The sequence below is a fragment of the Pseudomonas sp. O39 genome (assembly GCF_045447295.1).
Taxonomy (GTDB): domain Bacteria; phylum Pseudomonadota; class Gammaproteobacteria; order Pseudomonadales; family Pseudomonadaceae; genus Aquipseudomonas; species Aquipseudomonas antarctica_A.
Window position 1 is genome coordinate 142,232 of record NZ_JBJGXV010000006.1, and the last position, 13,162, is coordinate 155,393.

Annotated in this window: 13 protein-coding genes; 1 reads left to right on the forward strand and 12 read right to left on the reverse strand. The window is 58.4% G+C overall.

The window, feature by feature from the left end:
- Nucleotides 1-136: 136 nt before the first annotated feature.
- From garD to kdgD, 4 genes are all read right to left on the reverse strand, one after another.
- Nucleotides 137-1,690, reverse strand: coding sequence for a galactarate dehydratase (garD, locus tag ACI77D_RS11365; protein WP_262667027.1), 1,554 nt, complete (start codon nt 1,688-1,690; stop codon nt 137-139).
- A gap of 11 nt (nt 1,691-1,701) precedes the next feature.
- Entirely contained in the window at nt 1,702-3,066 is a 1,365-nt protein-coding gene (locus ACI77D_RS11370) for an MFS transporter (protein WP_407016582.1), read from the reverse strand.
- Nucleotides 3,067-3,247: 181 nt separating this feature from the next.
- Complete coding sequence (locus tag ACI77D_RS11375; RefSeq protein WP_064450700.1) at nt 3,248-4,693, reverse strand: aldehyde dehydrogenase family protein; 1,446 nt, start codon at nt 4,691-4,693, stop codon at nt 3,248-3,250.
- Nucleotides 4,694-4,747: 54 nt separating this feature from the next.
- Entirely contained in the window at nt 4,748-5,659 is a 912-nt protein-coding gene (gene kdgD / locus ACI77D_RS11380; protein WP_064450699.1) for a 5-dehydro-4-deoxyglucarate dehydratase, read from the reverse strand.
- 235 nt (nt 5,660-5,894) lie between these two features.
- Between kdgD and ACI77D_RS11385 the strand changes: the two genes are divergently transcribed.
- Entirely contained in the window at nt 5,895-7,052 is a 1,158-nt protein-coding gene (locus ACI77D_RS11385) for a phospholipase (protein WP_407016583.1), read from the forward strand.
- Nucleotides 7,053-7,191: 139 nt separating this feature from the next.
- Here ACI77D_RS11385 and ACI77D_RS11390 read toward each other — a convergent pair whose 3' ends face one another.
- The 8 genes from ACI77D_RS11390 to rplM form a co-directional block, all read right to left on the reverse strand.
- Entirely contained in the window at nt 7,192-7,941 is a 750-nt protein-coding gene (locus ACI77D_RS11390; RefSeq protein WP_407016584.1) for a FadR/GntR family transcriptional regulator, read from the reverse strand.
- Between the two features lie 158 nt (nt 7,942-8,099).
- Complete coding sequence (locus ACI77D_RS11395; protein ID WP_064450696.1) at nt 8,100-8,519, reverse strand: ClpXP protease specificity-enhancing factor; 420 nt, start codon at nt 8,517-8,519, stop codon at nt 8,100-8,102.
- Nucleotides 8,520-8,536: 17 nt separating this feature from the next.
- Nucleotides 8,537-9,154 carry a glutathione S-transferase N-terminal domain-containing protein gene (locus ACI77D_RS11400; RefSeq protein WP_017138266.1) on the reverse strand — a complete coding sequence of 206 codons (618 nt, stop codon included), beginning with the start codon at nt 9,152-9,154 and terminating at the stop codon, nt 8,537-8,539.
- A gap of 149 nt (nt 9,155-9,303) precedes the next feature.
- Complete coding sequence (locus ACI77D_RS11405; protein WP_064450695.1) at nt 9,304-10,083, reverse strand: cytochrome c1; 780 nt, start codon at nt 10,081-10,083, stop codon at nt 9,304-9,306.
- A complete protein-coding gene (locus ACI77D_RS11410) occupies nt 10,083-11,294 on the reverse strand; it encodes a cytochrome bc complex cytochrome b subunit (RefSeq protein ID WP_053254390.1) in 1,212 nt (403 codons plus the stop codon). Before ACI77D_RS11410 ends, ACI77D_RS11405 begins: the two co-directional genes overlap by 1 nt.
- On the reverse strand, nt 11,294-11,890 hold the full coding sequence (gene petA, locus ACI77D_RS11415; RefSeq protein ID WP_003216040.1) for a ubiquinol-cytochrome c reductase iron-sulfur subunit: 597 nt from the start codon (nt 11,888-11,890) through the stop codon (nt 11,294-11,296). Before petA ends, ACI77D_RS11410 begins: the two co-directional genes overlap by 1 nt.
- 265 nt (nt 11,891-12,155) lie before the next feature.
- A complete protein-coding gene (gene rpsI, locus ACI77D_RS11420) occupies nt 12,156-12,548 on the reverse strand; it encodes a 30S ribosomal protein S9 (RefSeq protein ID WP_003216038.1) in 393 nt (130 codons plus the stop codon).
- A 14-nt stretch (nt 12,549-12,562) separates the two neighbouring features.
- Nucleotides 12,563-12,991 carry a 50S ribosomal protein L13 gene (rplM, locus tag ACI77D_RS11425; protein WP_003171742.1) on the reverse strand — a complete coding sequence of 143 codons (429 nt, stop codon included), beginning with the start codon at nt 12,989-12,991 and terminating at the stop codon, nt 12,563-12,565.
- Nucleotides 12,992-13,162 lie beyond the last annotated feature (171 nt).

The following is a 13,162-nucleotide window of genomic DNA, read 5'->3' on the forward strand; positions in this document are numbered from 1 at the left end:
CGGCCCGGCTCGTCTGGGTAAGCCCCATCAAATGTGGGAGCTGGCTTGCCTGCGATGGCAGAGTGTCAGTCGATACATCCGTTACTGATACATCCCCATCGCAGGCAAGCCAGCTCCCACAGGGTTCGACGCGGTCTCAGGTAATGGGCGCCGGGTTGAACAGCGTAATGTCGTTATGCAGCTTGTGCCGCTCCGCCCACGTCTGCTTCTTGCCGCTGGCCACGTCCAGGTAGAAGTGGAACAACTCCCACCCCAACTCCTCGATCGTCGCACGCCCGGTAGCAATGCGCCCGGCGTCAATATCGATCAGGTCCGGCCAGCGCTGAGCCAATTCCGTACGCGTCGAGACCTTCACCACCGGCGCCATCGCCAGCCCATAAGGCGTGCCACGCCCGGTGGTGAACACATGCAGGTTCATCCCGGCCGCCAGTTGCAAAGTGCCGCACACAAAGTCGCTGGCCGGCGTCGCGCAGAAGATCAGGCCTTTGCTCTTGACGCGCTCGCCCGGGCCGAGCACGCCATTGATCGCGCTGCTGCCGGATTTGACGATGGAGCCAAGGGACTTCTCGACAATATTCGACAACCCGCCCTTTTTGTTGCCCGGTGTGGTGTTGGCACTGCGATCGGCCTCGCCTTTGGCCAGGTAACGGTCGTACCAGTCCATTTCCCTGACCAGCTCTTCGGCAATTTCCTTGGTCTGCGCCCGAGAAGTCAGCAGATAGATGGCATCGCGGACCTCAGTCACTTCGGAAAACATCACCGTCGCCCCGGCCCGCAGCAGCAAGTCCGAGGCATAGCCCAGCGCCGGGTTGGCAGTGATGCCGGAAAATGCATCGCTGCCGCCACATTGCATGCCCAGGATCAGTTCCGACGCCGGCACGGTTTCACGGCGGCGCTGGTCGAGTTTTTTCAAACGGACCTCGGCCAGCGCCATGATCTGCTCGATCATCTCGGTAAAACCGTGGCTGGAATCCTGCAGCCGATACAGCCATGGCTCGCTCAGGTCGACGGAGCTGTCGTTGTCGTGCATCACCTGCCCGGCCTGCAATTTCTCGCATCCCAGGCTGATCACCAGCGCTTCGCCACCCAGGTTCGGGTTGCGCGCCAGATTGCGCACGGTGCGGATCGGGATGTAGGCATCCGTCGCGGTGATCGCCACGCCGCAGCCGTAACTGTGGGTCAGCGCCACCACGTCATCGACGTGAGGGTACTTGGGCAGCAACTCATCCTTGATGCGCTTGACCGCATGGTCCAGCACGCCGGTGACGCACTGCACCGTGGTGGTAATACCGAGGATATTGCGCGTGCCCACGGTGCCGTCGGCATTGCGATAACCCTCGAAGGTGAAGCCTTCCAATGGCGCCTGGGTGTCGGGCACTTCGGTGGACAGCGGCAAGCTGTCCAGCGGTGGCGCGGTGGGCATGCGCAGTTGGTCTTCCTGCACCCAACTGCCACGCGGAATCGGCGCCAGGGCGTAACCGATGGTCTGGCCATAGCGAATAATCTGACCGCCTTCGGGGATGTCTTCCAGGGTCACCTTGTGGCTCTGCGGGATGAAATCCACGGTCACCAGGCCGTCCGGAAACTCGGTCCCGGCCGGTACGCCTTGGTCGTTGACCACGATCACCACGTTGTCACGCTCGTGCAAACGGATCGAGCGCGGCGAGTCGGCATGTTCAATCAACTGCATTACATCGCCCCTCAAGAGTGCGCTTCGGTAAATTTAGTCAGCTCAGGCCCTTTGCTGGGTGGCTCTTTGAGCACCACGCGCTTGATCGGGCCGACAATTACCAGGTAACTGAACACCGCCACCAGCGCGTTGGCGCCGACGAACACCAATGCCCACTTGAACGAGCCGGTGGTGCTGATGATGTAACCGATCACGATAGGCGTACTGATAGACGCCAGGTTGCCAAACATATTGAACAAGCCGCCACTGAGGCCGGCGATTTGTTTCGGCGAGGTGTCGGACACCACCGCCCAACCCAGTGCGCCAACGCCTTTACCGAAGAAGGCCAGGGCCATGAAGCCCACCACCATCCATTCGATGTCGACATAGTTGCACGCCACGATGCTGCTGGAGATCAGCAACCCACCGATGATCGGCGCCTTGCGCGCAAACGTCAGCGAATGGCCCTTGCGCAACAGGTAGTCGGAAATCACGCCGCCCAACACCCCACCTATAAACCCGCAGATCGCCGGCAAAGACGCAATGAAACCAGCCTTGAGAATGGTCATGCCGCGATCCTGCACCAGGTACACCGGGAACCAGGTCAGGAAGAAGTAGGTAATGCCGTTGATGCAGTATTGGCCCAGGTACACGCCGAGCATCATGCGGTTGGTCAGCAGTTGGCGAATGTAATCCCACTTAGGCCCATCGGTTTTCTGCCCTTTGGTCTTGTCCTGGTCCATGTCGACCATCGCGCCATTTTCAGCGATGTGCTTGAGCTCAGCCTCGTTGATCATCGGGTGCTGGCGCGGGCTGTGGATAACTTTCAGCCAGATCAGCGAGAACAGCACGCCGATCCCCCCCATGACGATAAACACATGCTGCCAGCCAAAGGTGTAGACGATCCAACCCATCAGCGGTGCAAACAACACCGTGGCGAAGTACTGCGCGGAGTTGAAAATCGCCGACGCCGTGCCGCGCTCAGCGGTAGGAAACCATGCCGCAACAATACGGGCCTTTCCGGGAAACGAGGGCGCCTCAGCCAGGCCCACCAAAAAGCGCAGCATGAACAGCGCCACGATAGCGGTGGAAACCCCGAATTCACCGACATAGCCTTGCAGCACGGTGAACAGCGACCAGGTGAAGATGCTCAGGGCATAGACTTTTTTCGAGCCGAACCGGTCCAGCAGCCAGCCACCGGGAATTTGCCCGGCCACGTAGGCCCAACCGAATGCGGAGAAGATGTAACCGAGGGTGACCGCGTCGATGCCGAGGTCTTTTTGCAGGCTGGAGCCGGCGATGGCGATAGTAGCCCGGTCGGCGTAGTTGATCGTGGTCACCAGAAACAGCATGAGCAGGATCAAATAGCGGACGTGGGTCGGCTTGGTCGCTTGCATGAAGATGTACTCCCACTAATTATTTTTTTTTGCGGGTAATCATTTTTTGTGTGCGGGACCCGCTTTATGTGGGAGCTGGCGTGCCTGCGATAGCATCACCTCGGTCTAATTTACGCACCGAGGTGTCTGCATCGCAGGCAAGCCAGCTCCCACACAAGCCGCTGCCCACGGGTGCTGCGTGTTACGAACCGATGTAGCTGGTTTTCACCACGGTGTAGAACTCTTGCGCATAGCGACCTTGCTCACGCGAACCATAGGACGAGCCCTTACGCCCACCGAACGGCACGTGATAGTCCACACCGGCGGTCGGCAGGTTGACCATCACCATCCCGGCCTGGGAGTGGCGCTTGAAGTGGTTGGCGTACTTCAGCGACGTGGTGGCAATACCCGCCGACAAACCGAACTCGGTGTCATTGGCCATGGCCAGCGCCGCCTCGTAATCCGCCACGCGCACCACGTTGGCCACCGGGCCGAAGATCTCTTCACGGCTGATCCGCATCGCGGCTTCGCTGTCGGCAAACAGCGTCGGCGCCAGGTAGTAGCCCTCGGTGTCGCAGGTCACCAGGCCGCCACCGCTGACCAGCCGCGCCCCTTCGCTTTGGCCGATGTCGATGTACTTCAAGTCCTGATCCAGCTGGGCCTGGGAGACCACTGGGCCGATATCGGTGCCGCTTTTCAGGGCGTGGCCGACTTTGATCGACTTCATGCGCTCGGCCATGGCCGCGACGAACTGGTCGTGAATACCCGCCGTGACAATCAAGCGGCTTGAGGCGGTGCAGCGCTGGCCGGTTGAGTAGAACGCGCTCTGTACCGACAGCTCGACGGCCTGCTTGAGGTCGGCGTCATCGAGGATGATCTGCGGGTTTTTGCCACCCATTTCCAACTGCACTTTGGCCTGGCGCGACACACAGCTGACGGCGATCTGACGACCTACGCCGACCGAACCGGTAAAGCTGATGCCGTCGACTTTCGGGCTGTTGACCAATACATCGCCGACCACACGGCCACTGCCCATCACCAGGTTGAACACACCGGCGGGGAAGCCGGCGCGGGAGATGATTTCGGCCAGGGCCCAGGCGCAACCCGGAACCAATTCAGCCGGCTTGATCACCACGCAGTTGCCATAGGCCAGGGCTGGGGCGATTTTCCAGGCGGGAATCGCAATCGGGAAGTTCCACGGGGTAATCAAGCCGACCACACCGAGGGCTTCGCGGGTGACTTCAACGTTGACGCCCGGGCGCACCGACGGCACGTAGTCACCGGACAGGCGCAGGCATTCACCGGCGAAAAACTTGAAGATGTTACCGGCGCGCGTCACTTCGCCGATGGCTTCGGGCAGGGTCTTGCCTTCTTCCCGAGCCAGCAGGGTGCCGAGCTCTTCACGGCGGGCGAGGATTTCGCTGCCGACTTTGTCGAGGGCGTCGTGGCGAGCCTGGATGCCGGACGTCGACCAGGCCGGAAAGGCGGCACGGGCCGCGTCGATGGCCGCGTTGACTTGAGCTACGTCAGCCTTGGCGTATTCGCCGATGACATCGGACAACTCCGACGGGTTGATGTTGGTGCAGTAGTCGGAACCGGCCACCCACTCGCCGTTGATGTAGTTTTCAAAACGTTTGGCTTGGGACACAAATCTTCTCCTGACGCAAAAGGCCGCTGATTGCTCAGCGGCCTTGTTGATAAGTTACTGCGGACCTTGCTTGTCGATCAGCGCGGCCAGGGCTTCGTACTCTTCCGGCAGCAAATCGGTGAGCGGCGTGCGCACCGGGCCTGCGTCGTAGCCGGCGATTTTTGCGCCAGCCTTGACGATGCTTACGGCATAACCGGCTTTACGGTTACGGATATCGAGGTAAGGCAGGAAGAAGTTGTCGATGATCTTGCCGACAGTGGCGTGATCGTCCTTGGCAATCGCGTGGTAGAAGTCCATCGCGGTTTTCGGGATGAAGTTGAACACCGCCGAGGAGTACACCGGCACCCCCAGGGCCTTGTAGGCAGCAGCGTAAACCTCTGCAGTCGGCAGGCCGCCGAGGTAACTGAAACGGTCGCCAAGACGACGACGAATCGACACCATCAACTCGATATCACCCAGACCGTCCTTGTAGCCGATCAGGTTCGGGCAGCGCTCAGCCAGGCGTTCCAGCAATGGCGCGGTCAGGCGGCAGACGTTGCGGTTGTAGACCACCACGCCGATCTTGACCGACTTGCACACCGCTTCCACGTGGGCAGCAACACCATCCTGGCTGGCTTCGGTCAGGTAGTGCGGCAACAGCAGCAAGCCCTTGGCGCCAAGGCGTTCGGCTTCCTGGGCGTACTCGATAGCCTGGCGAGTCGAACCGCCGACACCGGCGAGGATTGGCACGCTGGTGGCGCAGGTATCAACAGCGGTCTTCACCACTTGGGAATATTCACTCGCGGCCAGGGAGAAAAACTCACCGGTGCCGCCGGCGGCGAACAATGCGGTAGCGCCGTAAGGGGCCAGCCACTCCAGACGCTTGATGTAGCCCGCCTGGTGAAAATCACCCTGCGCATTGAAATCGGTCACGGGGAAAGACAGCAGACCGTGGGAGAGGATGGACTTCAGTTCTTGTGGATTCATTATTCGAACACCCTGGGCAAAGACTTTCTGTCGAAAGGTTGTTGTTGGTTTTGATGATGTCGTACGTCATCGTACAACTATAAAAGGATTCGTCAACTGCAATTCATCGGCGGCTGCGACAGCTTCATGTTTAGACATGCCTTCTTGACGTAGGAAATTATTCCTCTATGCTTCGAATAGCTGTATATGCATACAGTTATTAAGGAAGATTCCTACGACATAGCAAGGAGCTAACATGTCAGGTCTTGAACTAGCAGCACCGGAAAAGAAACCACCTACCCTGCGCTTCGAAGGGGGTGAACACACCGCTATTGGCGATGACACCCTGTTGCGATTCGCCAAGGACGCTCCCGCGATTCCCGCGCGACAAGTCGAATTGCACCTGCCCAATGGCCTGGCTTTGACTTACGGCCAAGTGATCGCGCTGGGCGGTGACTTCTATGGCATTCCTGGCCAGCCGATCAGCGATGGCGCCTCCCCTGCGGATCGCGTGCAACGCTTCACGGCGGCGTTCAACTCATTGGCCGTGCTGCCGGCCTCCCGAGAAGAAGCACAGAAGATCCTCGCGGTGATGCAAAAGGAGATCAACGCAGTCAACCAGGCGATCAAGGACGGCAAACAACCCCACGAAGCCTATGACGCATTGGGCGATACGTTGTCTGAGGAGTGGAACCGAATCACCGGCGGCGGCAGTGCCGTTTCGGCACTCCTCCCTCTGGGTCGCTACTTGAAACTGGCAGCCGACAACGCTGACCACTTTGGCGAATGGGCATTGTCCGCCTACCTGGCTGGCCACACGGCGGCACTGCAACAGGCGGTCGTGGCCCATCAGACCGGCACCGACCAGGCACTGGAATTGGCCTATGCGATGAACAGCTTCGCTAATCACTTTTTGACTGACCTGTTTTCCGCCGGCCACCTGCGGGTGCCGCGTAAACAATTGGCGGCGGTGGTCACGCCAGGAGAACTGGGCTCGCTGATCAGCCGCTTCATGCACGATGAAGACAGCAAGTTCGGGCTCAAGGTGCGCAATGCCATGGGTGATCAATGGCATGCCTATGGTGACAAGCGTTATTTCGACGCCATCGACGCGGACAATCGGACGATGGTCAAACGTGCGGTGCAGGCGTCGGCCGATGAGATCTTCGAGACCTTCATCAGCGGTGTCCCGCCCTCTCCAGCCGTCTTCAAGGCGCCACTGCATGTGCCGGACCTGAATGCCGCGCAGAACCCGGCGAACAACTTCTCGCCGCTGTTCAAGATGGAAGGTGACAAGGTGCTGCGCCGCAAGGACGTGAATGACCTGAACGACAAGCACTGGACCAATGACTGGTGGGGTTGGAGCACCTACCTGTTGCTCAAGGACTACAAGCCCAATCAGCCGGCCAGCTAAGTAGACGCAAAACTCCAGGCCAAGGAGATCAAAATGTGGGAGCGGGCTTGCCCGCGATAGCGGTGTATCAGCCAGTAATGGTTGACTGACACTCCGTCATCGCAGGCAAGCCAGCTCCCACACTAAACCCCCGTGACCTTTAACCGCGCTGCGCTTCTGCCTCTTCGTGGGCATGGCGCAGCCGCTCACGGCTGTTGGTCAGATGCAAACGCATGGCCGCCCGTGCCGCGTCCGAATCCTGGCGGGCAATCGCCTCATAAATCTCTTCGTGTTCGCGGCTCAGGCGGCCCATGTAGTGCTGCTGGTCATCATGGGCCAGGCGCGCCGAATTCAGGCGGGTACGCGGAATGATGCTGGTGCCCAAGTGGGTCATGATGTCGGTGAAATAGCGGTTGCCGGTGGACAACGCAATTTCCAGGTGGAACGCAAAATCTGATGCCACTGCATCGCCTGCGTGGGCCGCGCTTTCATTCAGGGCGTCGAGTGCCGCACGCATGGCCGCCAGTTGCGCATCGCTGCGACGTAATGCAGCAAGACCGGCGGACTCCACTTCCAGGCTGATACGCAACTCCAGAATCGCCAGCACATCACGCAAGGTCACTACCGTGGCCGGATCAATCCGGAAGCCGCTCGGGCTTGGCGTGTCCAACACAAAGGTGCCGATACCGTGACGGGTTTCCACCTGCCCCGCCGCCTGCAAGCGCGAGATGGCTTCACGCACCACGGTACGGCTGACCCCGTGAGCGTCCATGATCGCCGACTCGGTAGGCAACTTATCGCCACGCTTGAGTTGGCCATCGCGGATTTGCTCGGACAACACCGTGACCAATTCCTGGGCAAGGCTGCGACGCTTGCGGGGAAGACGAGGAGCGGTATTGGCGTTTTCCATGATGAACCATCTTTCTCGGCGAACTTGAGCCCGCATCATAGCCCATGGCGGTTGTACGATCACCGTTCTGTCACGACTTTCATCCCTATCCTGCGCGCAAAAAAATGCCCCGACACAGGTCGAGGCATTTTTAAGGCTCACCCGAGGGTGAAAGCCGCTTACTTCACCACTTTCAAGCTCGGCCGGCCGCTTGGACGCGGAGGCTCGGCGTCCGGTGGAGGCAGATCGTCGCCGTCTTCACCTTCGATCGCTTCGTCCTCCTCGAAAGGCGACTCCAGATCGAACACCATGCCTTGGCCATTCTCACGGGCATAGATCCCGAGGATAGCGCCAATCGGCACGAACAGCGTATGCGGCACGCCGCCAAAACGCCCTTCGAAGCTGACCGCTTCGTTGTCCATGTGCAAGTGGCGCACAGCACTGGGTGATACGTTCAGCACAATCTGCCCGTCGCTGGCAAAACCCTGCGGCACGTCAACCTTGGGAAATTCAGAGTTGACCAGCATGTGCGGGGTGCAATCGTTGTCCACAATCCACTCATAGAGCGCGCGGACCAAATAGGGTCGACTGGAGTTCATCAGCGGCTCCTTAAGCCTTAGCGCATATCGCGTTCGACACCAGACAGACTTGCCTGGAAAGCCTCACGCGCAAACTGGCGCTCCATGTAATCAAGCAACGGCTTGGCCGGCCGTGGCAGTTCAATGCCCAGGATCGGCAAGCGCCAGAGTATGGGTAATAGGCAGCAATCCACCAAGCTTTGTTCCTCGCTGAGGAAAAAAGGTTTGTCGGCGAACAGCGGCGAAACACCCGTCAGGCTCTCGCGCAATTCCTTACGCGCCTGCACCCGAACGGCCTCTTTACTGCGTGTATCCAGAATCACATCCACCAGCCCACACCAGTCACGCTGGATCCGATGGATCAGCAGGCGACTGTTGGCACGCGCCACCGGATACACCGGCAACAAAGGTGGATGCGGGTAACGCTCATCCAGGTATTCCATCACCACGGTTGACTCCCACAACGCCAGGTCACGATCGACCAGGGTGGGCAAGCTGCCGTAAGGGTTCACTTCGATCAGTTTCGGCGGATGACGTCCTGCCTCCACACTGATGATCTCGGCGCTGACACCCTTCTCTGCGAGCACGATGCGTACTCGGTGGGAATAGTGGTCGGCGGGGTCGGAGTAACAGGCCAACCGATTGGTCACGCCCATGGCGGTCCTCCTCGCTTGTTGAAATTATCGAAAGCTCAAAAACGAGCGCGCCCAGAGAGCATCTCTGCAGTGCCTGGTTCAACCAGAGCGCTACGTATTCAGAGATGCCGCTGGGCGCGCAAGATTAACAGCAATTGCTTACGGTTGGATCAATGCACATCCTTCCAGTATTCGCGTTTGAGCAGATAGGCGAACACAAAGAAGAAGGCCAGGTACAGCAATACATAAGTACCAATGCGCTGATGTTGCAGTTTGACCGGGTTGGCCGAGTAGGCCAGGAAGGTCACCAGATTCTTGACCTTCTCGTCAAACTGCTCTTCGTTCAGCGTACCGGTCTTGGGCACGATGGTCAGTTGGTCACACGCTTCATGCGTCAGAGGCGTGCCAGTCAACGGATCATATTGCTTCTTGCCGTCTTCAACGACCTGAACCTGCTTGCATCCTACCACTTGGCGACCCTGCAGGCCGACCAGAACGTTAGGCATGCCGACGTTCGGGAAGACTTTGTTGTTTACGCCATAAGGACGCGCCGGGTCTTCGTAGAAGGATTTCAGGTAACCGTAGAGCCAATCGGTACCGCGCACACGCGCCACCAGGGTCAGGTCGGGCGGTGCTGCGCCGAACCAGACCTTGGCGTCGGCGGGTTGCATACCGATGCTCATGTGGTCGCCGATTTTCGCGCCCGTGAACACCGAGTGGCTGAGCATCACGTCATGTGGGATGCCCAGGTCATCGGCAACACGCTCGTAACGCTGGAACTTGGCGCTGTGGCAGCCCATGCAGTAGTTGGTGAAGGTACGCAGCCCATCCTGCATGGCGGCCTTGTCGGACACGTCGATATCGACTTTTTCCAGTTCCGGGCCGTGCTCGGCCGCGAAGGACATTAGCGGCAGCGCCGCAAGCATCAAAGCAACAAATAACTTTTTCATCAGCCAGTCACCCTTTCCGGAACCGGTTTGGTCTTCTCGAGCCGGGTATAGAACGGCATCAGAATGAAGTAGGCGAAGTACAGGAAGGTGCAGACCTGCGACAGCAACGTACGCTCAGGCGTTGGCGCCAATACGCCCAGTACCCCCAGGATCACGAACGCAATGCAGAACACCCACAGCCAGATCTTGCTCAGCCAGCCCTTGTAGCGCATGGACTTGACCGGGCTCCGGTCGAGCCACGGCAAGACGAAGAGCATCGCGATCGAGGCACCCATTGCCATCACGCCCATGAGCTTGTCAGGGATCGCGCGCAAAATCGCGTAGAACGGCGTGAAGTACCAGACCGGGGCAATGTGCTCAGGTGTCTTGAAGGCGTTGGCCTGTTCAAAGTTCGGCTTTTCCAGGAAATAACCACCCATTTCCGGGAAAAAGAACACGATCGAGCAGAAGATAAACAGGAAGACGACTACGCCGACAATGTCTTTCACCGTGTAGTACGGGTGGAAAGGAATGCCATCCAGCGGGATGCCGTTTTCGTCTTTATGCTTCTTGATGTCCACGCCGTCCGGGTTGTTCGAACCCACTTCGTGCAGTGCCAGGATGTGCAACACCACCAGGCCCAGAATCACAATCGGCAGGGCTACGACGTGCAAGGCAAAGAAGCGGTTCAGGGTGATGCCGGAGATCAGGTAGTCACCCCGGATCCACTGGGTAAGGTCGTTGCCGATCACCGGAATCGCACCAAACAGCGAGATGATCACCTGGGCGCCCCAATACGACATCTGCCCCCACGGCAACAGGTAGCCCATGAAGGCCTCGGCCATCAGCGCCAGGTAGATCAACATGCCGAAGACCCACACCAGCTCGCGAGGCTTCTGGTAAGAGCCGTAGAGCAGGCCGCGGAACATGTGCATATAGACGACGATGAAGAACGCCGAAGCGCCGGTGGAGTGCAGCAGGCGCAGGATCGAGCCGTACTCGACATCACGCATGATGTACTCGACGGAGGCGAACGCCTCTTCCGCCGACGGGGTGTAGCTCATCGTCAGCCAGACACCCGTGACAATCTGGTTAACCAGCACCAACAGTGCCAGCGAGCCGAAGAAGTAGAAGAAGTTGAAGTTTTTTGGCGCGTAATATTTGCTGAGATGGTCTTCCCACATTTTAGTCGCGGGGAAGCGCGCATCCACCCAATCCATGAACTTGCTCATCAGGCTTTCTCCCCCTCGTCGACACCAATGACAATGACACTGTCAGTCTCGTAGTGATGTGGCGGAACTGGCAGGTTCAGCGGTGCGGGTTGTGACTTGTAGACGCGGCCAGCCAGGTCGTAGTGGGAACCGTGGCAAGGGCAGAAGTAGCCACCCACCCAGTCTTTGCCCAGGTCGGCAGGAGCAACTTCAGGACGGAAAGTAGGCGAGCAACCCAGGTGGGTGCAAATACCGATCAGCAGCAGAATCTCTGGCTTGATCGAACGAATTTCCTTATCGACGTAGGCGGGTTGGTCGGAATTCTTCGAGTCGGGATCAGACAGCTGACCTTCGATTTTCTTCAGATTCCCAAGGATTTCCTCAGTACGACGAACGATGAAGACCGGCTGACCGCGCCATTCAGCAATCATTTGCTGGCCTGGGTCGATCTTGCTGACATTCACCTTCACCGGTGCACCTGCGGCTTTCGCCTTGGCACTGGGAAACCATGACCCCACGAACGGGACCGCAGCCCCCACCGCTCCTGCAGCACCCACCACGGACGTGGCTGCTACCAAGAAGCGACGCCGGCCTGCATTCACGCCGTCATTGCTCATTCAGTCCTCTCCCATCAGCTTTTTGGCCTGTTAAATCAGGCGTCTACTAAGTGTTGTATCTTTACTTATAAAAATTTTGCCGAATGGTAATGAAAAGCCCCACGTATGACAAGGGAATTGCCCGGGCCTCCCTCTCCAGGCCTTGTAGTATAGGGGGTCTACGGATGTGGCAAGTTGTCACGGCGAAATTTATGCATAAATCGCAGGCAATAAAAAACGCCCAGCTCCGTGAGGAGTTGGGCGTTTTTGTGGAACGTAAAGCGAATTAACGCTTCGAGTACTGCGGACGCTTACGCGCTTTACGCAGACCGACTTTCTTACGTTCAACTTCACGAGCATCGCGAGTTACGAAGCCAGCTTTGCGCAGAGCGCCACGCAGGGTTTCGTCGTACTGCATCAGAGCGCGAGTGATACCGTGGCGGATTGCGCCAGCTTGACCACTTACACCGCCACCGATAACGGTGACGTAGATGTCGAACTTTTCAACTGTCTCGGTCAATTCCAGCGGCTGACGAACTACCATGCGGGCAGTTTCGCGACCGAAGAAGTTTTCCAGAGTGCGGTTGTTGATCGAGATGTTACCAGTGCCCGGACGCAGGAAAACGCGTGCGGTTGCGGTTTTGCGACGGCCAGTGCCGTAATTTTGAGTCGCCGACATAATGAACTATTCCGTTAAAACTTCAGTTCTTGGGGCTGCTGAGCAGCATGAGGGTGTACAGCGCCCGCATAGACTTTCAGCTTGCGAAACATATCGCGACCCAGTGGGCCCTTCGGCAGCATGCCTTTGACCGCGATTTCGATCGGGGCTTCAGGCTTCTTGGAAATCAGACCTTCGAAGTTCGAAGACTTGATACCGCCTGGGAAACCGGAGTGACGGTAGTACATTTTGTCTTGCGCTTTGTTGCCGGTAACACGTACCTGCTCAGCGTTGATGATCACGATGTAGTCACCGGTGTCAACGTGAGGGGTGTACTCAGGCTTGTGCTTGCCACGCAGACGGCTGGCGACTTCAGTGGCCAGACGACCCAGGGTCTGACCAGCGGCGTCGACGACAAACCAGTCGCGCTGAACTGTTTCCGGTTTTGCAGTAAAAGTTGTCATTCTTTAATAGCCTCAGGGGCCGCCCTGTAAATTAGACGGCGGATCTTACTGAATAGTGCGTACTTTGACAAGTCAAAGGCAGCCGGATACAGACGCTATCGGGGGCTCGGGTCGGCGCGTCCGTTCAACGGCAAGATTCTTCGGCAGGCGGCGCATCACTTCCACTGCAGA

Coding starts and splice junctions, on each gene's coding strand:
- kdgD (WP_064450699.1), bottom strand. CDS start 5,659: ATGAATCCACAAGAACTGAAGTCCATCCTCTCCCACGGTCTGCTGTCT.
- garD (WP_262667027.1), bottom strand. CDS start 1,690: ATGCAGTTGATTGAACATGCCGACTCGCCGCGCTCGATCCGTTTGCAC.
- ACI77D_RS11395 (WP_064450696.1), bottom strand. CDS start 8,519: ATGAACTCCAGTCGACCCTATTTGGTCCGCGCGCTCTATGAGTGGATT.
- petA (WP_003216040.1), bottom strand. CDS start 11,890: ATGAGCAATGACGGCGTGAATGCAGGCCGGCGTCGCTTCTTGGTAGCA.
- ACI77D_RS11405 (WP_064450695.1), bottom strand. CDS start 10,083: ATGAAAAAGTTATTTGTTGCTTTGATGCTTGCGGCGCTGCCGCTAATG.
- ACI77D_RS11390 (WP_407016584.1), bottom strand. CDS start 7,941: ATGGAAAACGCCAATACCGCTCCTCGTCTTCCCCGCAAGCGTCGCAGC.
- ACI77D_RS11385 (WP_407016583.1), top strand. CDS start 5,895: ATGTCAGGTCTTGAACTAGCAGCACCGGAAAAGAAACCACCTACCCTG.
- ACI77D_RS11370 (WP_407016582.1), bottom strand. CDS start 3,066: ATGCAAGCGACCAAGCCGACCCACGTCCGCTATTTGATCCTGCTCATG.
- rpsI (WP_003216038.1), bottom strand. CDS start 12,548: ATGTCGGCGACTCAAAATTACGGCACTGGCCGTCGCAAAACCGCAACC.
- rplM (WP_003171742.1), bottom strand. CDS start 12,991: ATGACAACTTTTACTGCAAAACCGGAAACAGTTCAGCGCGACTGGTTT.
- ACI77D_RS11410 (WP_053254390.1), bottom strand. CDS start 11,294: ATGAGCAAGTTCATGGATTGGGTGGATGCGCGCTTCCCCGCGACTAAA.
- ACI77D_RS11400 (WP_017138266.1), bottom strand. CDS start 9,154: ATGGGCGTGACCAATCGGTTGGCCTGTTACTCCGACCCCGCCGACCAC.